Raw genomic sequence first — 25114 nt, 5'->3', positions numbered from 1 at the left:
GGGGTCAGCCTACGGATCTGCACAGTGACGGGCCAATGGGCCTTTCCTAGCCCTTTGATAGGTAAGACGAATGGGTGCGGGGGGATGTGTAATGGCGCCGGATATTGCATGATGGGGGTTTCGAGAAGGAGCCTCATATGCAGATTACTATCCGTCATGCCGAACCCACCGATGCCCCCGCCTTGCGGGATCTCTACGCCCTGCCTAATGCTCAGGCGGGCACTCTGCACCTGCCCACGCCTCCCCTTAGCCAGTGGCAGAAGCGGTTGGAGAACAGTGATGTGGTCGCCTTGGTGGCGGAGGTAGATGGGGGGCTGGTGGGCCAGATAGCATTGCATGTGGAGCCCAATCCCAGACGCAAACATGTGGCAGGTATTGGCATGGGGGTGCGTGATGACTGGGCTGGCAAGGGGGTTGGCTCCGCACTGATGGCTGCGGCACTGGATCTGGCCGATAACTGGCTCAACCTGCATCGGATTGAACTGACGGTTTTCGTCGATAACGAAGCTGCGTTGGCGCTTTATCGCAAGTTCGGCTTTGTGGAAGAGGGGCGGGCCCGCGACTATGCCTTCCGGCAGGGGCGCTATGTGGATGTGTTCTATATGGCCAGGGTGCGCCGATGATCGACTATCGCGAGCGCCTGACGCCGGTGCTGCGGGCACTGGAGCAGGATCCGGATCTCTCCATCGAGGCGCTGGCGAGTCGCGCCTGCCTCTCCCTCTACCACTTCCACCGGGTATTCACCGCCGTGGTGGGGGAGGCCCCCGGCGAGATGTGCCGCCGCCTGCGGATGCAGCGGGCGGCCTGGCAGCTCTGCTACACCGATGCCAGCGTCACCGCCATCGCCCTGGGGGCGGGGCTTGGCAGCTCCCAGGCTTTCGCCAAGGCGTTTCGCCGTCACTATGGTTGCACCCCGGGGGCGTTTCGCCGCGACAAGGGCAAGAACGGACACCTGGATCGCAAGGAAGGACACGCATGGCAAGGGGCACTCCCTTATGCTGAAGGCCACTCATCAGCAAGGAGCAACACCATGAACACCGTCGAGATGGACGCCCGCACCCTGGCCTATATCCGCGTGACCGGCCCCTATGGCGAAGGGTATGACGCCGTCTGCCATCGCCTTCACCAGTGGGCCGCGCCCCGTGGCCTGGAAGGGGGAGAGTGGATCTTCATCTACCACGACAACCCCGAGGTGACGCCGCCGGCCCAGTGCCGCACCGATATCGGTATCAGCGTGCCGGTGGGTACCCTGGGGGCGGGGGAGGTGGAGACCCAGCTCATCCCCGCCGGGCGCTACGCCCAGTCCCGCTATCTCATCACGGATCGCAGCCAGTACGGGGAGCGCTGGCAGGAGCACATCGGCGATATCGTCGCGGCCGGGCTCGCCTTTGGGGACGGCCCCTGCTTCGAGCTCTATCACTGCGTGAGCAATGACCCCCTGCGCGATGACGTGAGCTTCTGCTCCAGCGTGCGCTAGGCAGGCGGCAATAAAACGAGGCGCCCAAGGGCGCCTCGTTTTATTTGGGACCAATGACTACAGCAGATATCAGGACTGGCTGGGCACCTTGTTGCGGCGGGACTTCCACCACCAGCGCAGGCGGATCTGGGAGATGAGCATCCCCGCCAGCATCAGGGCGCAGCCGACCACGGCCCGTTCGTCCAGATGTTCCCCCAGCAGCAGGACACCGCCGATGGCGGCGAACACCGTCTCCAGGCTGAGGATGATGGCGGCATGGGCCGGATGGGCACCGCGCTGCCCCACCACCTGCAGGGTATAGCCGATGCCGACCGAGACCAGACCGGCGTAGAGCAGCGCCTGCCAGCCCGCCACGGCACCACTCGCCGTCGGGGTCTCGATGACGAAGGCCGTGGCCAGGCTGAGCAGGCCGCACACCACGAACTGCACCCCGGCAAGGCGAATGGGGGCGACCCGGTTCGAGTAGTGATCCAGCACCAGCAGATGCACGGCCCAGAACAGGGCCCCGATCACTTGCAGCAGATCGCCGTAGCCGATGGTGAACTCCTCGGTGACGCTGAGGTAGTAAAGCCCGGCCATGGCGATGAGGGCGCCTACCCAGGTGTTGGCCCCGGTCTTGTGGCGCAGGGCCAGGCCGATGACGGGGACCAGGATGATGTAGAGGCCGGTGATGAAGCCCGCCTTGGCGGCCGTGGTGTAGAGCAGCCCCACCTGTTGCAGGGAGGCGGCGGAGAAGAGCACGGTGCCGGCGATGAGGCCCCCGGTCAGCAGCAGGCGGTGATCACCGGCAGGCTGGGGCGGCTGGCGTGACTTGAGCCACCACAAGAGCGGCAGCAGGGAGAGGGCGCCCAGCAGGAAGCGCAGGCCGTTGAAGGTGAAGGGCTCCATGTGATCCATCCCCAGACGCTGGGCGACGAAGCCCAGCCCCCAGATGGCGGCGGCCATCAATAACATCATGTTTGAACGCATACGGAATCATCCCTGAGAAAGAGTCTCGGCGGCACTCGGGCCCCGCCATTACGATACCTGCGAGAAGGGGCGTTTGTCGTCAGCCATTTGTTGCCGGGCGAGGGCAGGATCAGCGGCTGGCCAGCTTGGCGAGCAGGGGCAGCAGGGCGAGCAGCAGCAGGTTGCCCCTAAGGATCCAGATCACCCAGAACTGCTGCTGGGTGGAGACAAGGGGAGCCCGTCCCTGGCGCAAGGATCGGCGCCAGTGGTGGAACAGCCGGCTGGGATAGCCAAAGCTGATGGCCATGGCGAAGAACATCAGCAGCTTGGTGCGGTAACCCGGATTGGCAAACAGGATGGCCGGTGGCTGGGGATGGGCGACCACCAGCAGCACGCCCGTGATGAAGATGAGCAGCAGGGCCAGGGCGGCCAGGCTGTCAGCCAGCAGCAGCTTGCGCACCTGCTCGATGGACATGCCGCGCCGGAACAGGAAATACTCCGAGGTGATGGCACCGGTCAGGGTGATCACGGCGCAGTAATGGAGGGCAGTCAGCAGTTCCGGTTTCAACATCCAGGCCAGTTCCTTCTCGTTGGCCACCTGATGCGCTTCCGTTTGGACGCCATCAGGTGGGGCTGATATTCTGACACTACACGATGTCAGGGGATAGCATGGAGTCAGGGTTGGATAAGCGAGCAGTCTCCAAAAAGACCTGGTCCCTGGTGGCACGGATGCGCCTGGGCCTGCTTCTGCTCTTCATTCCCGTCCTGATGCTGGGCGCCATCTACTACTTGCACATGGAGCGCAGCCTGCAGCGAGAGCTGCAACAGCGCCTGCTCGCCACCAATCACCAGTTGCGCCACGTCTTCATCGAGCCCTACCTGAACGAGATGGAGCGTCAGTTCTCCCTCATCTACGACCAGGTCAAGGTGGAGGACATCAGCGGCCCCCGTCTGCGCAACACCGACTCCTATCTCAGGGAGTGGCGCCTCTACAAGGGGGTGATGGCGGATCTCATCTACATCTATGTGGGCACCGCCGAGCGCCAGATGCTGATCTACCCCGAATGGCAGGCGGATGCGGACTTCGATCCCAGGGTGCGCCCCTGGTATCAGCTGGCCAGCCAGCATGTGGGCAAGATGGTCTGGACCGAACCCTACTACGACTACACCAACGGCACGCTGGTGATCGCCCTGGCGCGGGCCATCACCGACAAGGAGGGCAAGGTGCGGGGGGTCTTCGCGGTGGATGCCATCCTGGCCCCCTTCTCCGCCCAGCTGAACCGGCAGTGGAACAGCGGTTACCAGATGATCGTCAACCAGTCGGGCAAGGTGCTGGCCCACCCCGATCCCTCACAACTGCTCAAGCCCATGACCCACCCGACCTGGCTCTCCCGCTTCAGCGGGGAGGACGGCATCTTCCTGGATCAGGCGTCTCGCCAGTTCGTGGCCTACAGCCGCCTGCCGGACCACAACTGGGTGCTGATCAGCGTGTTGCCCGCCTCCAGCATCCAGGCGGTGGTGGCGAGTGCCTCCCTCAACGTGCTCGGGATCATCGTGCTGGCCAGCGTGCTCTACATGGTGCTGGCACTGATCTGGTCCCGTTATTTCAGGCGGATGCTGGACGAGATCTCCACCGTGATCCGGGCCAGCCGGACCCAGCCTGACGAGGTGCACCAGGGGGGGATGCGCGAGCTCAGGCACGTCTATGCCGAGCTGGCGGAGGTGAGCAAGGATTATCACGAGGTGCGCCAGCAGGCGAACCTCGACAAGCTGACCGGCCTTTACAACCGGCGCTTCTTCGACGAGCGGTTGAATCGGCTGCTGCTCGATCAGGACCGCTTCTGCCTGGCCATGATCGATCTGGACGGTTTCAAGCGGATCAATGACACCTATGGTCACCAGACCGGGGACGTGGTGCTCAAGCGGGTGGCCAGCTTTGGCGCCAAGCTGCTGGGGGATCATGGCTGGGTATGCCGCTATGGCGGGGAAGAGCTGGTGGTGCTGTTCGCCAATCCGGACATCCACTTCTGCCAGATGCTGCTGGAGCAGTACAGGATTGGGGTGGCCTCCCTGCACTGGCGTGAACCCGGTCTTGGGATCACCTTCAGCGGCGGCCTGGTGGCGAGTGCCCCCGGGCTTGGGGCCAGGAGCCTGCTGACCATGGTCGATGCCGAGGTCTATCGCGCCAAGGGTGACGGCAAGAATCGCATCTACATGGTGGATCCCCTGGCTCCCCGGGACGACTCGCCCTCAGGGGATGGCATGTTGAGCAAAGAAGAGGCCTGAGGGCCTCTTCTTCATTGCGCGGATCAAGGGTGCAACTGCCAGGTCCAGAGGGGCCAGCCCAGCTCCTCGGCGCACTGGCGCAGGGCGGGGGCCGGATTGACCGCATGGGGATGGCTCACCGCCCGCAGCATGGGCAGATCGTTGTGGGAGTCGCTGTAGCCAAAGCTCCCCTGCCAGAGGTGTTCCTTTCCGGCAAAGAGCTGGTTGATGCGGGCCACCTTGCCTTCGCGAAAACTCAGGGTGCCGCGGGTCTGACCGGTCAGCATGCCGGCTTCCTCGTCGAGCAGGATGGCCACGCAGTGATCCATCCCCAACATCTGCGCCATGGGGGCCACCAGATGCTCGCCGGAGGCGGAGATGAGCACCAGCTCGTCGCCACGCTGGCGATGCCACTCGATGCGGGCCAGCCCCTCGGGGTAGAGACGCTCCCGCAGCACCTGTTCGGCAAAGTGGGTGCAGAGGGAGTCGAGCCACTGGCGCGTCCTGCCTGCCAGCGGTTGCAGGGTGAAGGCCATGTACTGGTGCATGTCCATCTTGCCCTGATGGTAGAGGGACATCATGGCCTGCTCCTCGGCCACCATGCCCGCCGGGGCCAGCTCCTGGGCCACCATGTACTCCAGCCAGAGGCTGGCGGAATCCCCCGCTATCAGGGTCTCGTCCAGATCAAACAGTGCCAGGGCCATGGCTGCTCCTCGGGTTGGCTGCCAGCATCGGGGTACTGGTTGAAAAATGAATGGGATTCATGGCGTTATGCTACCTCACAGAGTTGATCCCGGGCCACCACCAGGGTCACGGCGCTGCCCACCGGCAGCAGATCGCCGGCACGGCGGTTGAGGCAATCCACCGTCAACAGCCCTGCCTCGCACTCCACCTGATAGCGGATGACGTTGCCGAGCAGCTGCTGCTGGCGAACGATGCCGGGCAGGCTGGGCTCGTGGCTGACCGCCCCTGCAGGCAGCAGGGTGATGGACTCCGGCCGCAGCGCCAGCTTGCCGCGAAAGCGCGGGCCGAACAGGGATTTGGCCTGCTCGCCACCCAGCAGGTTGTAGTTGCCGATAAAGCCCGCCACGAACTCGCTGGCGGGGCGGGTGTAGATCTGCTCTGGCGTGCCGCTCTGGACGATGGATCCCTTGTTCATCAGGAAGATCCGATCCGACAGGGTCAGCGCCTCCTCCTGATCGTGGGTCACGAAGATGGTGGTGAGCTCGAGGCGCTGCTGGATCGCGCGGATCTGCTGGCGCAAGCTGCGGCGGATGCGGGCATCCAGCGCCGAGAGCGGCTCATCCAGCAAGAGGATCCGGGGTTGCACCACCAGGGCGCGGGCCAGCGCCACTCGCTGGCGCTGGCCGCCGGAGAGTTCGCCCGGATAGCGGCGCTCGAAGCCGGTCAGCTCCACCAGCTCTAGCGCCTCCTGCACGCTGGCGGCGAGATCCCGCCCCGGCTGGGGCTTCATCTTGAGGCCGAAGGCGACGTTGTCCCACACCGTCATGTTGGGGAAGAGCGCATAGCTCTGGAACACCATGCCGATGCCCCGCTTCTGGGGTGCCTGCCAGGTAATGTCCTCACCGGCCACCCGCACCTGACCGCCATCCACCGGGGTGAGCCCGGCCAGCGCCCGCAGCAGGGTGGATTTGCCGCAGCCGGAGGGGCCGAGCAGGGTCACCAGCTCCCCCTTGCGGATGCCGAATTCAATTCCCTCGAACACCTTGGTGTCACCGTAGGATTTGTGCAGTTGATTCACTTCTAGATGGAACATGTTGATTCACCGATGAAATCTGTTGGCTGCCCAGGTGAGCAGCAGGGTCAGCAGGAAGTAGCTCATCACCAGTGCGCTGGTGAAGTGGCCCGAGGTGGCGCGCATGTTGTAGAGGTAGACCTGCAGGGTCTCGTAACGGGTGCCCACCAGCATGTTGGCAAACACGAACTCCCCGAGCAGGAAGGACAGCGAGAGAAACAGCGCCGCCAGCAGCCCCTTGCGCAGGCAGGGGATCACCACCAGCAGGAAGGCGCGGGCGCTGCTGGCCCCCAGCAGATGGGCGGCATCCATCAGATCCTTGAGCGGCACCCCTTGCAGGCTGTTGGCCAGCGCCCGGTACATGAAGGGGAGCACCACGGTGAACCAGGTCCCGATCAGGATCCACGGCGTGCCGATGATCGGCAGCACGCCGTCAGCGTAGATCTGCAGCAGCCCCACCGAGGAGACCACGGGCGGCACCGCGAAGGGGAGCAGGATCAAGAGGTTCATCCAGGGATCCAGCCTGGGGAAGTAGTAGGCCACCACCAGCACGGTGGGCACCAGCACCAGGGTCCCAAGCAGCAGGGTGGCGAAACAGACCAGGAGGCTGCGGCCAAAGGCCGCCAGAAAGCGCGGGTCGCCCCAGAGCTTGAGATACCAGTCGAGGGTAAAGCCGTCCGGCAGCAGGGTCGCCCCCCAGCGGGTGGAGATGGAGTAGAGAAAGGTAGCCAGCAGCGGGAGCAACAGGGTGGCGACCAGCGCCCCCAGCACCCATCTGGGCCAGCGCGGCGTCAAATTATGCATGGGATTGTCCCTTGTTCACATAGCTCTTTTTCAGCAGCCACTGGTTGGCGGCTGTCACCACCCCCAGCAGCACCATCAGGATCACCGCCAGCGCCGCCGCCATGTTGGGCTCGAGGAAGATGTCGCCGGAGACCAGACTGGCCACCCGGATGGTCACCAGATTGAAGTTGCCGGTGGTGAGGGCGTAGGCGGAGGCATAGGCTCCCACCGCGTTGGCAAACAGGATGATCAGGGTGCCGAGCAGGGCGGGTGTGAGCACCGGTAGCGCCACGTGCCACACATACTGCCCTTTGCTCGCGCCGAGCAGTGCGGCGGCCTGTGGCCACTCATCCTGTAGCGCATCGAAGGCCGGGTAGAGCAGCAGCAAGGCGAGCGGGATCTGGAAGTAGGTGTAGATGAGAATAAGGCCGCTGCCCGAATAGAGGTTGAAGCCGTCGATGAGGCCCCAGGATTTGAGCAGCAGGGTCACTGCACCATTGATGCCGAGCACGATGATAAAGGCGAACGCCAGCGGCACGCCGCTGAAGTTGCCCGTCATGGTGACGAAGGCCAGCAGCACCCGCTTGACCCGCTCGCCGCTGTGGCGCAGCGCCGCCGCCCCGAGGGTGCCGATGGCGAGCCCCGCCAGGCTGGCGATGCCGGCAATGCGCAACGAGTTGCCGAAGGATTGCAGATAGAAGGGGGAGCTCAAAATCTCCCGGTAGTGGTCGAGACCCCAGCCATCGGGGGTCTGGACGCTGCCCACCAGCACCCACGCCATGGGGGCGAGCTGGAACAGGATCATCAAGAGGACAAAGGGCAGCAGCACCAGGACCGGCAGCCAGTGGCGGCGCTCCCGGCGTGGCTTCACCTGTTGATCCACGAGGATCTCGGTGGTGGCAGGCATCATCAGTGCACCTCGCGCATAAAGGCCGCCTTGAGCAGCGGGGGGGCTGCCGGCTTGTCGTGGGGAACTCCCAGCAGATCCGCCATCAGGGCGCAGAGCTGGGTCTGGGCGATCGCCACCCCATCCGGCCAGCGCTCGACGAACGCATCGCCAAAGAGCCAGAGTGGCACAGTGCGCTCCTCGGCCAGGGTGCCGCCATGGCTGAGATCGTTGTTCATGCCGTGATCCGAGGTGATCATCACCTGATACCCCTCTGCCAGCCACTGGGGCAGCAGGTCGGCAAGCAGGCTGTCCATGCGGCGAGCCTGATTGCGGTACTGGCGGGAATGGAGGCCGAACTGGTGGCCCGCATCGTCCACCCCCATGGGGTGGATCAGCAGAAAATCGGGGTCGTACTGGCTGCGCAGCCACTCGCCGTCCATCAGCAGGTGGCTGTCGGGGTAGCCGTCATCCCAGTAGAAGCAGCCGTGCTGGATGGGCAACTGTTCATCGTGAGTAAAGCGATCGCGGGCCGCCAGCCAGGGGCTCTGGTTGTAGAGTTCGCTCACCCAGTAGTAGGCCGCCGCCGCGGTGCGTTTGCCGCCGGCCCGGGCCAGATGGAAGATGGATTCGTGTTGGCTCAGGCGCGTCACCCCGTTGTGGGTGATGCCGCTCGCCACCGGCGGCACGCCGGTCAGGATGCACTCGTAGAGAGGGCGGGAGAGGGAGGGCAGGGCGGCACTCAGGGTCGTATGCAGGCCGCGCTCTGCCTCCACCATGCCACAGAGGTAGCCCATGCAATGGGCTACCTCTGCTGCCAGGCCATCCACAAGTACCACGATCACCTTGTGTTGCACTGGCCACTCCTTACTGCATGTTGATCATGACGGTTTCCTGCCACTGGCGCGGCAGGGCCTTGGAGCTCTGCTCCCAGGCGGCGTGATCCTGCACCGGCTTGGCATTGGCATACTGCTCGGCCGGCAGCAGCTTGGCTTTCACGTCATCCGGCAGGGTCACGTTGCTGCGGATGGGGCGGGCGTAGCCACGGGCCAGGTTGATTTGACCGGCATCGGAGAGGATGTATTCCCGCGCCAGCTTGGCGGCGTTGGGGTTCTTGGCCCACTTGTTGATGATGGTGGTGTAGCCGGCGATGACGGAGCCGTCGCTCGGGATCACCACATCAAACTTCTTGGGGTCGATCTGGTCGCGGTAGTTGAGGGCGTTGAAGTCCCACAGCACCCCCACTTCCACTTCGCCCTTCTCGATGTTGGCGATGGTCGGGTCGTTCAGCGACAGACGGCCCTGCTTGGCCAGCTTTCCGAACAACTCCAGGGCGGGTTTCAGATTCTTCTCGCTGCCGCCGGTGGCATAGGCCGCCGCCAGCACGCCGTTGTTGGCCTGGGAGGCGACGCCCACGTCACCCAGGGTCACCTTGTAGTCGCCACCCAGCAGGGATTGCCAGCTGGTGGGGGCGGCCTTGACCAGATCCTTGTTGATCAGGAAGGCGATGGTGCCGGTATAGGCCAGCATCCAGTGGCCGTCCGCATCCTTGGCCCAGTTGGGAATGTCGGCCCAGGTGGAGGGTTTGTAGGGCTGGGTGACACCCTGCTTGACCGCCACCGGGCCGAAGGCGCCGCCCACGTCGCCGATGTCGGCGGTGGCGTTGGCCTTCTCGGCGGCGAACTTGGCGATCTCCTGGGCGGAGCTCATGTCGGTATCCTGATGCTTGATGCCGTAGATGCTGCCGAGCTGCTGCCAGGTATCCTTCCAGTTGGCCCAGCTGTCCGGCATGCCGACGCTCTGGAGCTGGCCCTCACCGCGGGCGGCTTTTTCGAGATCCGCGATGTTCTCGGCGGCAAACAGCGGTTGACTGATGGCCACCAGGGCCAGTGCACTTGCGATCACGCTTTTCATCATCCCATCCCTCTGGACTAGGTCAGTTAAGGTTCGAGAGGGATGCTAGAGGGGAAATATGACGGTGGCGGGGCGCTTTGATGGCAGTTTCGTGACAATCGCCCTGTCATGGCGCTGTCATCAGGGGCGGTTACAACTCGGGGTCGACAACCTCTGGTCTACTCCAGTGGTGTGCAAACCCGAATGACCGACAGGGATGTGACAGTGACAGAGCGATTGAGTGAACAGGGGATGGCCGATGGCCGCATACCCTCCAAGTGCGAACAGATTTGCCGGACCCTGCGCCGCTATATCGGCAGCGGACACCTGGCGGCGGGGCAGCAGCTGCCCGCCGAACGGGCGCTGAGCGAGCGCTTCGCCACCACCCGCATCACCATCAAGGAGGCGCTCTCCAGCCTCGAGGCGGACGGCCTCATCTACCGGGCCGAGCGGCGTGGCTGGTTCGTGGCGCCGCCCCGCCTCACCTACGATCCCGCCATCCACACCCACTTTCACCAGTGGATTGGCGAGCAGCAGCGCACCGCCGAGACCCGGGTGCTGGCCCATGGCAACCAGCTTGCCAGCAGCGAGTTGTGCCGCTGGATGGGTCTGGAACCCTTTACGCCGCTCTACGAAATCCGCCGCCAGCGGCTGATCGACGGTCGCCCGGTGCTCCACGTCAGCCATCACCTGCTGGCGAGCCGCTTCCCCGGCATCGCCAGCGCTCCTCTGGCCAGCTCCCTCACCGAGCTTTACCGGCAGCGCTATGGCATAGGCCAGGGCTGGGCGAGCCTCGAGATCACCCCCTCGGCGGCCCGGGGAGAGATAGCCCGCGCCCTCAACCTGGCCCAGGGGAGCGCCGTGCTGCGGTTGGTGCGGGTCAATCATGACGAGGAGGGGAAGCTGGTGGATTGCGACATCGAGCACTGGCGACCGGACGCCATCCGCATCTGCCTGGATACCCGGGCACTGCAACCGCTCGCCACCGGTGCGCGGCAGGTGCAACTGGCAGAGTAGCGGCGTTCTGGCGCGCTGACATGGCGGATCCCGCAGGATCCACCGAGATCAGTTGTCGATGTTGGGGATCAGATCGTCGAAGCTCTGGTAGCCGCAGTCCGCCAGTTGCAGCGACATGGTGTAGGTCTTGCTGCCCTCCCGCTGGCCGATGGCGGGGCGGTTGAGCTTGAGCTCCTGATGCCAGTACTCCTTCATGCGATCGATCAGCGCCATGGCCTCGCTCTCCCCCAGATGGAGCTGGCACAGCGCCATGTAGTTGTTGGGCCTGTGCATGTTCTCCACCAGATAGTCCCCCAGCACCGACATGGCCTGGCGCGCCTGCTGGCGGGCGAAACGGCTGTGCTGCTCGAAGCTGATGCGCTCGCTGATGAGGAAGTGGTAGCTGTTGTCGATGCCAAGCTGCAGGATGCCGAGCTTCTCCAGCTTGCGCAGATAGAGGTAGCAGGAGGCATCGGTCAGGCCGTACTCCCGCTTGAGGTCGATAAGGGTCTTGTCGCGCCAGAAGATGTTGGCGAGGAAGGCATAAAGCCCCGGCTCCTTGTGAAACGCCTCGTCCTGCTCCTGGGTGAAGACGGCCCGGCGGCTCTGGGCATCCTGGGTCCGGTCCAGCAGCTCTTCGAAGGAGAGTCCCACCAGATGGCAGATCTCCAGCAGGGTGTCGAACGGCAGGGAGGGCTTGTTCATCATGCGCTTCACGGTGGCGATGGAAACCCCCATGGCTTCTGCCAGGGTCTGATAGCGGATCCCCTTGTCGGTCAGGGTTTTCTTCAGGGTGTCGAGGATGTGATTGGCCAGTGTCTGGCTGTAGGTCATGCAACTATTCCTTTATCTGCATTTTTAGTCGTGTCAGAAATTGAGTGGTTTGTCTGTATCGGGCTCAAATTTTGACACCTAGAAAAACCAGAGGAGGGTAACCCGGTGATAATGGCGGAAATGGCCTGACCAGTTGTGGTGCAAGGTGGCAGAAAATGACACTCGGTGGTGCATATCCTTCAACCTTTCAACATTTTGCTGGTGATGCATATTACATCGCACATAATTCAACACGAATCGGATTCAATACCTTCCTGGTTGAGAAAACGATTGTTTGCTTCCAATTTAAGGGTTTTTTTAACCGCAAGGTTTTATTCTTTCCTGGCATTGAGCGGAACTCGCAAGAGGTCCGCTTTTTTTCTTTTCTCCGAATCTGAGCCCGTCGTCAAGAATGGGGCGCAGTTTTGGTACTTCCTGCGCCACCGACCCCGGAAGGCAGTCCTTTATTCCCCCTGACCGGCAAACAGCTTGGGGATCTCCCGCACCAGCCAGCTCTTGGCTTTGCCCATGGTGTCCCGCCGCCAGGCCAGCACGACCTGGATCTGGTGGCGATATTCGGGACTGATCACCTTGAGTCTGCCCGCCTTGATGTCCTCTTCAATCCAGCGTTGCGGCATGGTGCCGATGCCGAGCCCCGCCAGCAGCGCGTCCCGCTTCTCCCCCATGGTGCTGACGGTCAGGCGCGGCTGCTTGTCGAGCAGGCGGTAGGTGAGCACGGGCTTGCGCAGCGCCGTGTCGGCCACCGCGATGGCGCGATAGCGGCGCAGGGTCTCGTCCGCCAGGGGTTCGGGTTCCTGATGCAGGGGGTGATCGGGATGGGCGACGTAGAGCATCACCTCCTCCCTGAGTACCTGGTGCTTGATACCGGTCATGGCGATATCGGCATTGAGAGAGGAGATGAGCAGGTCGGCGCGGCCATCTTCCAGGCACTCCCAACTGCCCGCCAGCACCTCGGCGCGAAACCTCAGCCGGGTATCGGTCTGTTCGGCCAGCCGATCCACCAGGGGGTAGAGAGCCTGTACCGGCATCAAGGCATCGACGGCGATGGTGATGTCGGTCTCCCAGCCACGGGAGAGGGCCCGGGTCTCCCCCACCAGGTGCTCGGCCGCCTCCAGCAGCACCCGGCCCCGCTCCAGCAGCATGCGGCCCGCCGGGGTGAATTTGGTCCTGTGGCCGCTGCGGTCGAACAGCATGGCGTCCAGCTCGTCTTCCAGCTTTTGTACCGTGTAGCTCAGCGCCGAAGGCACCTTGCCCAGCTCGTCGGCCGCTGCCGCGAAGCTGCCACGGCGGTCGATGGCGTCCAGCACCCGGATCGCCTCCAGGGTCAGCGCCCGCTCCTTGTTCGATTCCTTGGCCATATCCAACCTTCAATTTTTTTGAATGTGTTTACCAGATTATCTCGCTAACAACTTAGGGGAAGTCACTTTAATATTCAATCAACGCTTAGGCAGGAACGCCTGGCAGCCAAATAAAAGGTAGTTCCGGGCTGAGACATCCCCAAACACGATGTCTGATGTCAGCAAAAGAACAACATAGTATTTGAATGATCTCTTGCATGGATGCATTGATTCGGGCCCAAGGGGCCTTGGCAATGACATAAAACCCAAGAGAGTGAATGAACATGAAAAACGTAATCAAGATGCTGGCCGTTGCAGGCCTGATGACCGCAGGTGCCGCCCAGGCTTCCGTTCCCGCTGACTTCAATGCCGCCCCGGGCGTGCTGTTCGTCAACTGGAGCGCCACCGCCGCGATGGACGGCAAGGCCAACCCCATGCTGGAGGTGCGCGACGAGTCCGGTGATCTGCTGGCTTCTGTCCACGCCAACCTGATCGGCACCCAGCAGGTCGCCATCCCGAGCCGCACCCAGGGCAACCTGACGGTGAGCCTGGGCAACGAAAGCAGCAGCTACCGCATCCCCTTCGGTCTGGGTGACGGTCGCCAGCGTTAATGAACCAACTTGGTCAGTGAGGAGCACACCATGATGAAATTGAGAGCCGCAGAAGCACGGGGCAAGGCCAACTTTGGCTGGCTGGATGCCCGTCACAGCTTCTCCTTCGGTCACTACTATGACCCGGAATGGATGGGACACTCTGCCCTGCGGGTCATCAATCAGGATCGGGTGGCGCCGGGTGGCGGTTTCGCGACCCACCCTCACGCCAACATGGAGATCCTCACCTGCGTGCTGCAAGGCACCATAGAGCACAAGGACAGCCTCGGCCACGCCGAGCAGATCCCGGCGGGGGATTTCCAGCTGATGAGCGCAGGGTCCGGCATCCGGCACAGCGAGTACAACCCCTCGCAAACCGAGCCGCTCTCCCTGCTGCAAATCTGGATCGAGCCGAATGAACACGGCACGACCCCGGGTTATCAGCAGAAGAAGATTGAAAACAAGCCCGGGATGACGCTGGTGGCGTCACCGGACGGCGAGGCGGGATCCTTCAGGATCCGCCAGCAGGCCAGAGTGTGGCGGCTGCAGCTTGCCGAAGGGGAGACCCTCGAGTGGGCATTGCAAGGGCGTCATGGTTACCTGCACATGATTTCAGGGGAGCTGACCGGCAACGGTCTGGCTGCCCGACCCGGCGACGGGCTGCTCAGCCGCGACGAGTCGAGCTGGGTGCTCACCGCCTCCAGGGGGAGTGAAGCCCTGCTGTTTGACCTGCCTTGATAGAAAAATCTTGGCGAAATGAATGAGTTAACAATTAGCTTTTACACTGTAAATACCATGATGGTAAGCAAAGGAATATGACGATGGACAAGATGAAAGATGTGGCACTGCTGGTGGGTCGTGTACTGCTGGCGCTGATGTTCGTGATGGCTGGCTGGGGCAAGATCGGCGGTTACGCCGGTACCCAGGGTTACATGGAAGCCATGGGCGTGCCCGGGTTCATGCTGCCCCTGGTGATCCTGCTGGAGCTGGGTGGCGGTCTCGCCATCGTGCTGGGCCTGTTTACCCGCAGCCTCTCCGTGCTGCTGGCCGGTTTCACCCTGATGGCCGCCTTCATCTTCCACTATCAGCCTGCCGAGCAGATGCAGATGCTGATGTTCATGAAGAACGTCTCCGTGGCCGGTGGTTTCCTGGCCCTGGCGGCGGCCGGTGCAGGGGCTTTCAGCCTGGATGCCCGCCTCGGCAAGCACTGGTAATACCCTGACGTTTCAAGTTTTCCAACGCCTTTTGGCCGGTGCCCCGCACCGGCTTTTTTATGTCCGCTTCCCGGGGATGCCATCTGTGTGACGGCGCGCAGCCCGGACGCCACAAGTGCCTTTTGCATCTTATCCCCCGATCCCCGACAATCCCGATTCGCGTGCCGTGACGGGAATGCCAGAGAGTGTCCCCCCGCGCACCCCCTCTTCATGAAATTGGCGGGAGTCGTCCATGTTTACCCTCTACCACTCCAATCAGCTGGATCTGCTCAAAGAGCTGCTGGTGAGCCGCATCCGGCAGGCTCCGCTCTCCCACCCCTTCGATCGGGAGCAGATCCTGGTGCAGAGTCCCGGCATGGCCCAGTGGCTCAAGCTGGAGCTGGCCAAGGCGTTCGGCATCGCCGCCAACATCGACTTTCCCCTGCCCGCGAGTTTCATCTGGGAGATGTTCACCCGGGTGCTGGCGGACGTGCCCCGCCAGAGCCCCTACAACAAGGGGGCCATGAGCTGGCACCTGATGACCATTCTGCCCACCCTGCTCGGCAGACCCGCCTTTGCGCCCCTCGCGGCCTATCTGGGGGGCAGTGACGGGGCGGCGCCGGAGCAGGTGCGGCTCTGGCAGCTCTGCCAGAAGGTGGCGGATCTGTTCGACCAGTATCTGGTCTACCGGCCGGACTGGATCGCCCGCTGGGAAGAGGGGGAAGGATTGAGCCAGGAGCTGGCCGGAGTGAGCGGTCAGGATTGGCAGCCCGAGCTCTGGCGCGAGCTGGTGGCCCGCACCCTGGCCCTCAGCCCCAGCGGCTACCACCGCGCCAACCTCTACGAGGCCTTCATCCACGAGCTGGAGCGCACCCGGGATCTGCCGGGCAGGCTGCCGCAACGGGTCTTCGTGTTCGGCATCTCGGCCTTGCCGCCCCGCTATGTGGAGGCCCTTCTGGCCCTCGGCAGCCGCCCCGAGGTGGAGGTACACCTGTTTGTGACCAACCCCTGCCGCTACTACTGGGGGGATTTGCTCGATCGCAAGACACTGGCGCGCCTCGAAAACAAGCTCAAGCCCGGCACGGATCTCGAGACCCTGCAGGGCCCCGCCAACCCCTTGCTCGCCTCCATGGGCAAGCTGGGGCGCGACTACCTGCACCAGCTGATGGAGTTGGAGGTGCCGCAGATCGAGGCCTTCGTCGACATCGAGGATCGCGACGATGAGGGCAAGGTCACCTTGCTGCGGGCCATCCAGAAAGACGTGCTGGAGCTGGCGGAACGGGGGGCCGGCGAGTTCAACCTCGATGCCAGCCACCACAAGAGCCCTGTCAGCCTGGATGACGGCACTTTGCAGATCCACGCCTGCCACGGCCCCATGCGGGAGCTCGAGGTGCTGCATGACCGGCTGCTGGCCCTGTTCGAGCAGGATCCCACCCTCACCCCCAAAGACGTGGTGGTGATGATGCCGGACGTCAACAGCTACGGTCCCTACATCCAGGCCGTCTTTGGCAAGGAGGGCGGCAAGGGGCGGGGCGGGGCCCGCGGCCAGATCCCCTTTGCGATCTCCGATCGGGCGGCGAGCCAGGAGAGCCCGCTGCTGCAAAGTTTCCTCGCCCTGCTCAGGCTGCCGAACGCCCGCTTCCGGGCGGGGGAGCTGCTCGCCATCCTGGAGGTGCCCGCCGTGCTGCGCCGCTTCGAGCTGGACGACGACGAGTTCAACGTGCTGCGGCGCTGGGTGCAGGAGACCGGCATCCGCTGGGGGCTGGATGACGACTATCCCGAGCGCTTCGCGCTGCCGCGTCTGTCCGGCAACAGCTGGCTGTTCGGCCTGCGGCGCATGCTGCTGGGTTTTGCCATGGGGGACGGGGAGCCGGTGGCGGGGATCCTGCCCTATGCGAACATCGAGGGTCAGCAGGGGCTGATCCTCGGCAAGCTCGCCTGGTTCGTCGACTCCCTGGCGGAGTTTCTGCCCAGGCTGCAACAGGCGCAGCCGCTGGCCGAATGGCACGCCTGCCTGCTGGCGCTGCTGGAGCGCTTCTATCTCGCCGACGAGGATGAAGAGCGCCAGCTCCAGCTCATTCGCAGCCAGCTCACCGACTGGCAGGCCCAGCTCGGCGAGGCCCGCTTCGAGCAGGCCATCAGTGCCGACCTGTTGCAGGACTACCTCGGCAGCGTGCTGGGGGAGTCCCGCTCCAGCCAGCGCTTCCTCGCCGGTCAGGTCAACTTCTGCACCCTGATGCCGATGCGCTCCATCCCCTTCCGCCAGGTCTGCCTGCTCGGCATGAACGACGGCGTCTACCCGCGCACCCTGCCCCCCATGGGCTTCGATCTGATGGCGGTGGCCTCGCGGCGCGGGGACCGATCCCGCCGGGATGACGACCGCTACCTCTTCCTCGAAGCGCTCCTCAGTGCCCAGCAGGGGCTCTACATCAGCTATCAGGGGTTCAGCGCCCAGGACAACAGCGAGAAGGTGCCCTCCGTGCTGCTGGCGGAGCTCATCGACTACGTGCGCCAGGGCTTCGTGCTGGAGGGGGATGAAGATCTCGACGATGACACCTCGGGCCAGCGGCTGCTCGAACACCTGATCGTGGCGCACCCCCTCACCCCCTACAGCCCGGCCTACTTTTACCCCGAGCCCGGCTCCGGTCTCTTCACCTATGCCGCCGACTGGCTGCCGGCCCTGAGCCCGGAGCGGGGTGCCGCCAACTTCCAGAGCGGCGATCTGCCCCTGCCCGCAGAGTGGGGCAGGGAGCAGGGGCTGGAGCTGGCGGAGCTGCTGCGCTTCTATCGCCAGCCCGCCAGGTACTTCCTCAACCGCCGCCTCAAGGTGTGGTTCGAGCTGGAGGAGGCGACCATCGAAGACAGCGAGCCCTTCGAGCTGGACGGCCTGCAGCACTATCAGCTCAAGGCGCTGCTGCTGGATGCCCATCTGACCGAAGGGGAGAGCGAGGCCCGTCGCCATCGGCTGCAACTCTCCGGCCTGTTGCCGCAAGGGTGGTTCGGCAGCCTGCTGCTGGAGGAGATCGACGGCGAGATGGGCAAGCTGGCGGCGCGGCTGCGCCCCTGGACGGGGGACAAACAGGCGGTGGAGATCGACATCGCCCTGGCCCAGGGGCAGCTTCAGGGCTGGATAGACACCCAGAAGGGACGAGCGCTGGTGGTCAAACCCGGCAGCTTCAACGGCAAGGATCTGCTGCTGGCCTGGATCCAGCACCTTTGCCTCTCATTGAGCAGCGCCCCCGGCGACACCCTGCTGTTCGATGCCAAACAGAGTCTGCGGCTGCCAAGGCTTGCGGCGGACGAGGCGCGGCCCAGGTTGGCGGCCCTGGTGGCCCTCTGGACCCAGGGGATGAAGCGGCCGCTGACCTTCTTCCCGAGCACCGCCTGGGAGTGGCTCAGGGCGATCGAGAAGGATCCGGCAAAGCCGGAGGAGGCCGACAAGGCGGCACTTGCCCGCTTCAACGGCGGCTACATGGTGACGGGAGAGGGGCAGGACGTCTATGTCGCCCGCTGCTTCCCGGAACTCGATGACGAGGTGCTGGCCCAGTTGCAGGGGCTGGCCCGTGAACACCTGACCCCGCTCCATCAGGCGCTGGAGGAGTTGCAATAATGGCTAACCCGCTCAATCCCCTGCGTTTTCCCCTCTATGGCGAGCGGCTGATCGAGGCCTCCGCCGGGACCGGCAAGACCTATACCATCGCGGGCCTCTATCTGCGCCTCTTGCTGGGCCACGGCCCGGTTATCGAACAAGCAGGCGAGGAGGGGGGAGACGCCGGTCAGCCCTGTGCCCACGAGCGGCCCCTGTCGGTGACCGAGATCCTGGTGGTGACCTTTACCGAGGCGGCCACCGCCGAACTGAGGGGGCGGATCCGCGCCCGCATCCACGAGGCGCGTCTCGCCTTTATGCGCGGCCACAGCACGGACACCCTGCTGGCCCAACTGCTGGCGGAGGTGGAGGATCACGATCTGGCGGCCCGTCGCCTGCTGGCCGCCGAGCGGCAGATGGACGAGGCGGCGGTCTTCACCATCCACGGCTTCTGCCAGCGGATGCTCAGGCAGAATGCCTTCGAGTCGGGCGCCCTCTTTGAAACCGAATTTTTGACCGACGACAGCCGGCTCCGGCTGCAGGCGGTGAGTGACTACTGGCGCGCCGAGTTCTATCCGGTGGATCAGCCCCTGGCCCGGGCGGTGCGAAGGCTCTGGCCGAGCCCCGCTGCCCTGCTGCGGGAGATGGGGAGCTGGCTCGACAACGACGAGCTGGAGATCCGCCCGGTGGCGGGGGACGAGACCCTGGCGGCGCGGCACAGCGTCGCCATGGCCCGCATCGGGGCGGTGAAAGCCGGGTGGCTGGCGCAGACGGACGAGATCCGCCGCCAGACCGAGGGGCAGATCAGCCGTTACACCGGCAAGAACTACGAGGGCTGGCTTGCCAAGATTGGCGACTGGGCGCAGGACGAGACCAGCGGCTACGTCCTCCCCAAGGAGCTGGAGCGCTTCGGCCAGCAGGCGCTGGAGGAGAACCTCAAGAAGGGGGGAACGGTGCCCACCCTGCCGCTCTTTGGGGAGATAGACGCCCTGCTGGCGAGCCGACCCGGCATCCGGGATCTCGTCTTGCAGCGGGCGGCCAGGGTGGTGCGCAGCCGGATGCAGGAGAGCAAGCGCCAGGCCCATCAGCTCTCCTTCGACGATCTGCTGCGGGATCTCGACGGGGCGCTCGGCTCGGGCCTGGGGGAGCGGCTGTGCGAGCGCATCCGCGCCACCTACCGGGTCGCCATGATCGATGAATTCCAGGATACCGACCCCCAGCAGTACCGCATCTTCCATCGCCTTTACGGCGGTCACCAGGACACGGCGCTCCTGATGATCGGCGACCCCAAGCAGGCCATCTACGGCTTTCGTGGCGCCGACATCTTCACCTACATCCAGGCGCGGCGAAATGTGAGCGCCCACTACACCCTGGGGCGCAACTGGCGCTCAAGCCGCGCCCTGGTGGCGGCGGTCAACGGCCTGTTCGAGCGGGCGAAGGATCCCTTCATCTACGAGGCGGACATCCCCTTCCTGCCGGTGGAGGCGCAGGGCAAGAGCCGGGCACTGCTGATCGAGGGGCAGACCGCCCCCGTGCTGCACTGCTGGCAGCTCACCGGTCAGCCCACCTTCAACAAGGGGGAGTACCAGAGCAGGATGGCCCGCGCCACGGCGGCGGAGATCCATCGCCTGCTCACGCTGGCCCGGGAGGGCAAGGCGATGCTCGGCAGCGAGCCGGTCAGGGCCGGGGATATCGCCGTGCTGGTGCGCACCGGCGCCGAGGGCAAGCTGGTGCAGCAGGAGCTGGCGCGCCTTGCCATCACCTCCGTCTATCTGTCGAACCGCGAGAGCGTGCTGGCCCAGGTGGAGGCGCGGGAGATCCTCCTGATCCTGCACGCCTGCCAGAACCCGAGCGATGAGCGAAGCCTTAGGGCAGCGCTCGCCACCGGCTTGTTCGATCTCGATGCCAGGGCTCTGGACGCGCTGGCCTCGGACGAGCGGGCCTGGGAAAGCGCGGTGCAGGAGTTCATGGGATACCGCGCGGTCTGGCATCGCCACGGGGTGCTGGCCATGCTGCGGGCCCTGATGCACGGGCGCAACCTCGCCGCCTCCCTGCTGGCGAGCCCCTACGGGGAGCGGCGGCTGACCAACTTCCTCCATCTCGGCGAGCTGCTGCAACAGGCGAGCTGCGAGCTGGACGGGGAGTACGCCCTGCTGCGCTGGCTCGGGGAGGCGGTGAGCCAGCCCAACGGCCAGGACGGGGAGCAGATACTTCGCCTGGAATCCGAGCGCAAGCTGGTGCAGATCGTCACCATCCACAAATCCAAGGGGCTGGAGTACCCGCTGGTCTTCCTGCCGTTCATTTGCAGCCACCGCGCCGCCGACACCCCCCTGTTCCACGAAACGGGGGAGGCGGGCAATCGCACCGTGCTCGATCTCACCGGTGCCGAGGCGTCCCTGGCCGAGGCCGACAAGGAGCGCCTCGCCGAAGACTTGCGCCTGCTCTACGTGGCCCTGACCCGGGGGGTCTATGCCACCTGGCTCGGGCTGGCGCCGGTGCGCTCCGGGGCGGGCAAGTCGGAGAAGACCGACCTGCACCGCACCGCCATCGGCTACCTGCTGCAAAAGGGGGAGGAGGGGGACGCCGGGACACTGGCGACCGCCCTCACCGACCTGGCCCAGGCGCTGCCGGGGGTGGCCGTCGGTGAGCCCTCGCTCACCCGCCCGGCCCCGCTGCCCGCCGAAGCGGAGACGCCGGGGGAGCCCAGCGTGCGCGCGTTCCAGGGGCAGCTTGAGCGGGACTGGTGGATCAGCTCCTACTCCGGGCTCGCGGCCCAGGGCAACGGCCACGGCAAGGGGGTGCTGGCCAACCCCGGCTTCGACGACGAGGTGGCCACCGAGGCTGCCGTCACCGTGCAGGAAGAGGAGGCGCCCGCCCCTTCCATCTTCACCTTCCCCAAGGGGGCGCGTCCCGGCACCCTGCTCCACAGCCTGTTCGAGACCATCGACTTCGAGCACGCGAAGGGCGAGTCGCTGGCACAGCACATCGCCGCCCTGCTGACCCAGGAGGGGTTCGACGAAGGCTGGGCCCCCGTGCTGCAACAGCAGGTGGAGGCGGTGCTGGATACCCCCCTTGAGACCGGCCTTGGGGATCCGGTGCGGCTGCGGGATCTGGCCCCCGAGCGCAAACAGGTGGAGCTGGAGTTCTTCCTGCCCATGGGGCGGGTGACGGCACCGGCGCTCACCGCACTCTGCCAGCAGCACGACCCCCTGTCGCGGGACGGCAAGCCGCTCGGTTTTGCCACCGTGCAGGGGATGCTCAAGGGCTTCATCGACCTGGTGTTCGAGTGGCAGGGGCGCTGGTATCTGCTCGACTACAAATCGAACCACCTTGGCATGAGCCCCGCCGATTACGGCCGCCCGGCCCTGGAGCGGGCCATGGTCGAGCATCGCTACGATCTGCAATACCAGCTCTATTCGCTGGCGCTGCATCGGCTGCTCGCCTTGCGGCTGCCGGGCTACGATTTCGACCGGCATTTTGGCGGGGTCTTCTATCTCTTCCTGCGCGGCATGCCCCAGGGGGGCATTTTCCATGCCAGGCCCAGCCGGGAACTGGTGCTGGGGCTGGACGAGTTGTTTAGTAAAGGTGTGACATCTGACGATCATCGTTTAGAGAAATCGAACAAGGCAGAGGCATGAGGGGCGAGATGAAGGGCGAAACCATGATAGAGCGGCTGAAAGCCTTGGCGCTGGCGGGGCGCATCCGCCAGCTTGACCTGCAATTTGCCAGGCTGGTGGCCGACCTTGGCGGCAGCCCCGAGCTGGTGCTGGGGGCCGCGCTCGCCTGCCATGAGCTGGGGCGCGGCCATGTCTGCCTGCCGCTGGCGATGCTCGCTCAGGGCGGTGACGGGCAGGGATCCTCGCGCCCCTTCGGGCTGGATCCGGATCAGAGCCGGGATCTGCTGGCGGATCTCGCGGATCCCGCGAGCTGGCCCGCCCTCTTTGCGGCCAGCCCCCTGGTGGGGAGCGAACAGGAGGAGGGGGAGATCCCCCGCTGGCCCCTGCGACTCTGGGGGGATCGCCTCTACCTCACCCGCTACCACGACTTTGAGCTGGGGGTGGCCCGCCACCTTAGCGCCTTGAGTGAACGGGCCGAATGGCCGGAGATTGCCCCGGCCCTGTCACGCCTCTTTGCCCGCGACTACGGCCTGGTGTTCGGGGCCCTGCTCAAGGCCCGCCTCGCGCCGGACTTCTCCGTCCGCCACTTTGTGGAGAAGTACCTGGATCTGGTCTTCCCCCATGAGGTGGAGTGGCCCGCCGTGGAGACCCTGCTAAAAAGCGCCCAGGCGGCCAGCGAGCTGGAGCGGCTGGATACCCTGGTGCCCGAGGCGCTCTGCTGCAACGGCCAGAAGCTGGCGGCGGCCATGGCGGCGGCGCGCCCCTTCGCGGTCATCTCCGGCGGCCCCGGCACCGGCAAGACCACTACGGTGGCCAAGCTCCTCGCCATCCTGGTGGAGACCGGCCTGCAAGGGGGCAAGGCCCCGGCGATCCGGCTGGTGGCCCCCACCGGCAAGGCGGCGGCGCGCCTCACCGAGAGTATCGGTTCTGCCCTGCAGGCCCTGGACCTGCCCCCCGAGTGGGTGGAGGCCATCCCCACCGAGGCGGGCACCCTGCACCGGCTGCTCGGGGTGATCCCCGGGCGCAGCCAGTTCCGCCATCACAGAGGCAACCCGCTGCACCTGGACTTGCTGGTGGTGGACGAGGCCTCCATGGTGGACCTGCCCATGATGGCGCGCCTGCTGGATGCGCTGCCCCGCCACGCCCGCCTCATCCTGCTCGGCGACAAGGATCAGCTCGCCTCGGTGGAGGCAGGGGCCGTGCTCGGCGATATCTGCAGCTTTATCGAACAGGGCATCAGCCCCGCGCAGGCACACTGGCTCTCCCGCCAGACCGGCTATCGCCTGCAAGGCACGCCAGCGGGGGCCAGCGTGCGCGACAGCCTCTGTTTGCTCTCCAAGAGCTGGCGCTTTGACCAGCATTCGGGCATCGGCCAGTTGGCGCGGGCCTGCAACAGCGGCGACGGGGCGGCGGTGGAGGCGGTCTGGAGCGCAGGATTTGGCGACATCCGCCTGCACCCCTGGGCGGGGGAGGCTTACAACGCCCTGATTGCCGAGGGGGTGGCCGGTTATGGCAGCTACCTCAAGGCGGCCCGGGCCGGCGAGGACCCGGCGGCGGTGTTCAAGGCGTTCAACGGCTTCCAGATCCTCTGCGCCCTGCGGGACGGCCCCTTCGGGGTGACGGGGCTCAACGAGCGGCTCGAACTGGCCCTCGCCAAGGCAGGGCTGATCCAGCGTGACGGCGACTGGTATGCGGGCCGCCCGGTGATGGTGGTGCGCAACGACCACGGGGTGGGCCTCTACAACGGCGACATGGGGCTCTGCCTGCCCGATGACACCGGCCGCCTCAAGGTGTGGTTCGAGCAGCCGGACGGCACCCTGCGGGCGCTGTTGCCCAGCCGGTTGCCGCCCCATGAGACGGTCTACGCCATGACCATCCACAAATCCCAGGGCTCGGAGTTTGCCCATACCGTGCTGGTGCTGCCCGACAGCCCCAGCCCGCTCTTGACCCGCGAGCTGGTCTATACCGGCATCACCCGCGCCAAGGCCCGCCTCGATCTCTACGGCGATCGCGCCCTGCTGGCACAGGCGGTGCGGAAAAAGACCGAGCGGTATTCCGGATTGGCACAGAGGTTGGGGGAGTGATTCAGAAGGGGAGGAATGAGCTATTGCGTTTAACTTGTATTATCAAGGACGTTAATAATATTTAATTTTGGAGTGAATATGTTACAACCAATTATAAAAGAGAGTAGTGTCACGTCTAGTGAAGCTTTTTTAGCTTATTTATGTGATAAAACATTTTTGAGTCTTTGGTCGTATCCCAATGTATATACCAATGAAGGATTTAGTAAGACTAAAACAGGAAAGGAATTATGTGATCTATTAGTTGTCTTTAATAACAACATTTTTATTTTTTCTGACAAAGATATAAAGTTCAATCGTGAAGCCGAAATAAATGTTTCATGGGAGCGATGGAAGAAAAAATCTATACCTGATTACCCATGATTAGCAGTCACCACGAGCTATACTGATCTTACGTACAGTTACTGAGGTGCGAGATCATGGCCAAAAGCAAAGTCCAATTCCAGAAAGGCTACAGCCTGTTTGATTTTTTCAAGGACTATGGCACTGAAGCGCAGTGCGAAAACGCGCTGCTTGCTTGGCGTTTTCCGAACGGTTTCATCTGTCCTGAGTGCGCCAACAAGACCTGCTGTCGCCTGAAAAGTCGGCCACGCGTGCTGCAATGCAATAACTGCCGTCACCAGATGTCATTGACTGGAAACACGATTTTTGCAAACACAAAACTCCCACTGACCAAGTGGTTTCTGGCGATGCAGCTGCTGTCACAGACCAAAACTGGCTTGTCAGCGATGGAGCTAAAGCGCCAGTTGGACGTCAAATATGACACCGCCTGGATGCTCAAGCACAAGCTGCTGCAAGCCATGAAAGAGTCCGATGACAAGCAGCCCATCAGCGGCATCATTCAGCTCGATGATGTCTACTGGGGTGGCGAG

At 64.3% G+C, this 25114-nt stretch carries 21 protein-coding genes and 1 pseudogene; 12 read left to right on the top strand and 10 right to left on the bottom strand.

All coding sequences use genetic code 11. The features are described from left to right. The first annotated feature begins 137 nt into the window (after positions 1-137). Both ACNPAA_RS16780 and ACNPAA_RS16775 read left to right on the top strand, forming a co-directional pair. A complete protein-coding gene (locus ACNPAA_RS16780) occupies positions 138-623 on the top strand; it encodes a GNAT family N-acetyltransferase (RefSeq protein WP_171865664.1) in 486 nt (161 codons plus the stop codon). Further along, the gene (locus tag ACNPAA_RS16775) at positions 620-1477 is read left to right on the top strand and encodes an AraC family transcriptional regulator (RefSeq protein WP_417891882.1); all 858 of its coding nucleotides are present in this window, start codon (positions 620-622) and stop codon (positions 1475-1477) included. The genes ACNPAA_RS16780 and ACNPAA_RS16775 overlap by 4 nt, the downstream gene beginning before the upstream one ends. Positions 1478-1546: 69 nt before the next feature. On the opposite strand, the gene ACNPAA_RS16770 is transcribed toward ACNPAA_RS16775, so the two are convergent. Then, positions 1547-2446 carry a DMT family transporter gene (locus ACNPAA_RS16770; RefSeq protein WP_319902893.1) on the bottom strand — a complete coding sequence of 300 codons (900 nt, stop codon included), beginning with the start codon at positions 2444-2446 and terminating at the stop codon, positions 1547-1549. A gap of 109 nt (positions 2447-2555) precedes the next feature. After that, positions 2556-2996: a DUF2214 family protein gene (locus tag ACNPAA_RS16765; RefSeq protein WP_029314852.1), complete on the bottom strand. Its 441-nt coding sequence runs from the start codon at positions 2994-2996 to the stop codon at positions 2556-2558. Between the two features lie 110 nt (positions 2997-3106). Here ACNPAA_RS16765 and ACNPAA_RS16760 point away from each other — a divergent pair, with 110 nt between their 5' ends. Next, the gene (locus ACNPAA_RS16760; protein ID WP_010675921.1) at positions 3107-4711 is read left to right on the top strand and encodes a sensor domain-containing diguanylate cyclase; all 1605 of its coding nucleotides are present in this window, start codon (positions 3107-3109) and stop codon (positions 4709-4711) included. 23 nt (positions 4712-4734) lie between these two features. Here ACNPAA_RS16760 and ACNPAA_RS16755 read toward each other — a convergent pair whose 3' ends face one another. The 6 genes from ACNPAA_RS16755 to ACNPAA_RS16730 all read right to left on the bottom strand — a co-directional run bounded on the left by ACNPAA_RS16755 (position 4735) and on the right by ACNPAA_RS16730 (position 10029). Further along, complete coding sequence (locus tag ACNPAA_RS16755; RefSeq protein ID WP_143236965.1) at positions 4735-5394, bottom strand: HAD family hydrolase; 660 nt, start codon at positions 5392-5394, stop codon at positions 4735-4737. Positions 5395-5459: 65 nt separating this feature from the next. Next, positions 5460-6467: an ABC transporter ATP-binding protein gene (locus ACNPAA_RS16750; protein WP_128313526.1), complete on the bottom strand. Its 1008-nt coding sequence runs from the start codon at positions 6465-6467 to the stop codon at positions 5460-5462. Positions 6468-6473: 6 nt separating this feature from the next. Next, positions 6474-7250, bottom strand: coding sequence for an ABC transporter permease (locus ACNPAA_RS16745; RefSeq protein WP_323938401.1), 777 nt, complete (start codon positions 7248-7250; stop codon positions 6474-6476). Then, the gene (locus tag ACNPAA_RS16740) at positions 7243-8139 is read right to left on the bottom strand and encodes an ABC transporter permease (protein WP_417891881.1); all 897 of its coding nucleotides are present in this window, start codon (positions 8137-8139) and stop codon (positions 7243-7245) included. Before ACNPAA_RS16740 ends, ACNPAA_RS16745 begins: the two co-directional genes overlap by 8 nt. Next, positions 8139-8972 (bottom strand): alkaline phosphatase family protein, encoded by an 834-nt coding sequence (locus ACNPAA_RS16735; protein WP_417891880.1) that lies wholly within the window; start codon positions 8970-8972, stop codon positions 8139-8141. Before ACNPAA_RS16735 ends, ACNPAA_RS16740 begins: the two co-directional genes overlap by 1 nt. Before the next feature lie 10 nt (positions 8973-8982). Continuing rightward, positions 8983-10029, bottom strand: a complete 1047-nt coding sequence (locus ACNPAA_RS16730) for an ABC transporter substrate-binding protein (RefSeq protein ID WP_053288812.1) — start codon at positions 10027-10029, stop codon at positions 8983-8985. Positions 10030-10212: 183 nt separating this feature from the next. Between ACNPAA_RS16730 and ACNPAA_RS16725 the strand changes: the two genes are divergently transcribed. Continuing rightward, on the top strand, positions 10213-11025 hold the full coding sequence (locus tag ACNPAA_RS16725) for a UTRA domain-containing protein (protein ID WP_161646905.1): 813 nt from the start codon (positions 10213-10215) through the stop codon (positions 11023-11025). A 48-nt stretch (positions 11026-11073) separates the two neighbouring features. Here the strand turns inward: ACNPAA_RS16725 and ACNPAA_RS16720 are convergent, their stop codons facing one another. Together ACNPAA_RS16720 and ACNPAA_RS16715 are read right to left on the bottom strand one after the other, a co-directional pair. After that, positions 11074-11838 carry a helix-turn-helix domain-containing protein gene (locus ACNPAA_RS16720; protein ID WP_010675913.1) on the bottom strand — a complete coding sequence of 255 codons (765 nt, stop codon included), beginning with the start codon at positions 11836-11838 and terminating at the stop codon, positions 11074-11076. Positions 11839-12281: 443 nt separating this feature from the next. Beyond that, the gene (locus ACNPAA_RS16715) at positions 12282-13196 is read right to left on the bottom strand and encodes a LysR family transcriptional regulator (RefSeq protein ID WP_010675912.1); all 915 of its coding nucleotides are present in this window, start codon (positions 13194-13196) and stop codon (positions 12282-12284) included. A gap of 257 nt (positions 13197-13453) precedes the next feature. On the opposite strand from ACNPAA_RS16715, the gene ACNPAA_RS16710 reads away from it, so the two are divergent. From ACNPAA_RS16710 to ACNPAA_RS16675, 8 genes and pseudogenes are all read left to right on the top strand, one after another. After that, the gene (locus ACNPAA_RS16710) at positions 13454-13786 is read left to right on the top strand and encodes a hypothetical protein (RefSeq protein WP_053288810.1); all 333 of its coding nucleotides are present in this window, start codon (positions 13454-13456) and stop codon (positions 13784-13786) included. Between the two features lie 30 nt (positions 13787-13816). Continuing rightward, the gene (locus tag ACNPAA_RS16705; protein ID WP_010675910.1) at positions 13817-14503 is read left to right on the top strand and encodes a pirin family protein; all 687 of its coding nucleotides are present in this window, start codon (positions 13817-13819) and stop codon (positions 14501-14503) included. An 83-nt stretch (positions 14504-14586) separates the two neighbouring features. Next, entirely contained in the window at positions 14587-14979 is a 393-nt protein-coding gene (locus ACNPAA_RS16700; protein ID WP_043154976.1) for a DoxX family protein, read from the top strand. A 232-nt stretch (positions 14980-15211) separates the two neighbouring features. Further along, a complete protein-coding gene (gene recC / locus ACNPAA_RS16695) occupies positions 15212-18568 on the top strand; it encodes an exodeoxyribonuclease V subunit gamma (protein ID WP_417891879.1) in 3357 nt (1118 codons plus the stop codon). Beyond that, a complete protein-coding gene (recB, locus tag ACNPAA_RS16690) occupies positions 18568-22182 on the top strand; it encodes an exodeoxyribonuclease V subunit beta (RefSeq protein WP_161469730.1) in 3615 nt (1204 codons plus the stop codon). Before recC ends, recB begins: the two co-directional genes overlap by 1 nt. A gap of 8 nt (positions 22183-22190) precedes the next feature. Continuing rightward, on the top strand, positions 22191-24245 hold the full coding sequence (recD, locus tag ACNPAA_RS16685) for an exodeoxyribonuclease V subunit alpha (RefSeq protein WP_417891878.1): 2055 nt from the start codon (positions 22191-22193) through the stop codon (positions 24243-24245). A 78-nt stretch (positions 24246-24323) separates the two neighbouring features. Further along, positions 24324-24605, top strand: coding sequence for a hypothetical protein (locus ACNPAA_RS16680; RefSeq protein WP_417891877.1), 282 nt, complete (start codon positions 24324-24326; stop codon positions 24603-24605). Between the two features lie 56 nt (positions 24606-24661). Next, a pseudogene (locus ACNPAA_RS16675) lies at positions 24662-25114 on the top strand (IS1595-like element ISAeca5 family transposase); the annotation flags it as partial.

Origin of the sequence: Aeromonas sp. PS2Canimalfood6 (assembly GCF_048276795.1) — a bacterium.
Taxonomy (GTDB): Bacteria; Pseudomonadota; Gammaproteobacteria; order Enterobacterales; family Aeromonadaceae; genus Aeromonas; species Aeromonas caviae.
Note: the sequence above shows the minus strand (reverse complement) of the source record. Positions and strands in the feature narration are given on the sequence as shown.

What these genes read in the sequence shown, in the direction of transcription:
- ACNPAA_RS16730 (WP_053288812.1), bottom strand. Translation starts at nt 10,029, where the DNA reads ATGAAAAGCGTGATCGCAAGTGCACTGGCCCTGGTGGCCATCAGTCAA.
- ACNPAA_RS16755 (WP_143236965.1), bottom strand. Translation starts at nt 5,394, where the DNA reads ATGGCCCTGGCACTGTTTGATCTGGACGAGACCCTGATAGCGGGGGAT.
- ACNPAA_RS16740 (WP_417891881.1), bottom strand. Translation starts at nt 8,139, where the DNA reads ATGATGCCTGCCACCACCGAGATCCTCGTGGATCAACAGGTGAAGCCA.
- ACNPAA_RS16720 (WP_010675913.1), bottom strand. Translation starts at nt 11,838, where the DNA reads ATGACCTACAGCCAGACACTGGCCAATCACATCCTCGACACCCTGAAG.
- ACNPAA_RS16745 (WP_323938401.1), bottom strand. Translation starts at nt 7,250, where the DNA reads ATGCATAATTTGACGCCGCGCTGGCCCAGATGGGTGCTGGGGGCGCTG.
- ACNPAA_RS16680 (WP_417891877.1), top strand. Translation starts at nt 24,324, where the DNA reads ATGTTACAACCAATTATAAAAGAGAGTAGTGTCACGTCTAGTGAAGCT.
- ACNPAA_RS16725 (WP_161646905.1), top strand. Translation starts at nt 10,213, where the DNA reads ATGACCGACAGGGATGTGACAGTGACAGAGCGATTGAGTGAACAGGGG.
- ACNPAA_RS16775 (WP_417891882.1), top strand. Translation starts at nt 620, where the DNA reads ATGATCGACTATCGCGAGCGCCTGACGCCGGTGCTGCGGGCACTGGAG.
- ACNPAA_RS16750 (WP_128313526.1), bottom strand. Translation starts at nt 6,467, where the DNA reads ATGTTCCATCTAGAAGTGAATCAACTGCACAAATCCTACGGTGACACC.
- recC (WP_417891879.1), top strand. Translation starts at nt 15,212, where the DNA reads ATGTTTACCCTCTACCACTCCAATCAGCTGGATCTGCTCAAAGAGCTG.
- ACNPAA_RS16700 (WP_043154976.1), top strand. Translation starts at nt 14,587, where the DNA reads ATGGACAAGATGAAAGATGTGGCACTGCTGGTGGGTCGTGTACTGCTG.
- ACNPAA_RS16715 (WP_010675912.1), bottom strand. Translation starts at nt 13,196, where the DNA reads ATGGCCAAGGAATCGAACAAGGAGCGGGCGCTGACCCTGGAGGCGATC.
- recD (WP_417891878.1), top strand. Translation starts at nt 22,191, where the DNA reads ATGAAGGGCGAAACCATGATAGAGCGGCTGAAAGCCTTGGCGCTGGCG.
- ACNPAA_RS16710 (WP_053288810.1), top strand. Translation starts at nt 13,454, where the DNA reads ATGAACATGAAAAACGTAATCAAGATGCTGGCCGTTGCAGGCCTGATG.
- ACNPAA_RS16705 (WP_010675910.1), top strand. Translation starts at nt 13,817, where the DNA reads ATGATGAAATTGAGAGCCGCAGAAGCACGGGGCAAGGCCAACTTTGGC.
- ACNPAA_RS16770 (WP_319902893.1), bottom strand. Translation starts at nt 2,446, where the DNA reads ATGCGTTCAAACATGATGTTATTGATGGCCGCCGCCATCTGGGGGCTG.
- recB (WP_161469730.1), top strand. Translation starts at nt 18,568, where the DNA reads ATGGCTAACCCGCTCAATCCCCTGCGTTTTCCCCTCTATGGCGAGCGG.
- ACNPAA_RS16780 (WP_171865664.1), top strand. Translation starts at nt 138, where the DNA reads ATGCAGATTACTATCCGTCATGCCGAACCCACCGATGCCCCCGCCTTG.
- ACNPAA_RS16765 (WP_029314852.1), bottom strand. Translation starts at nt 2,996, where the DNA reads ATGTTGAAACCGGAACTGCTGACTGCCCTCCATTACTGCGCCGTGATC.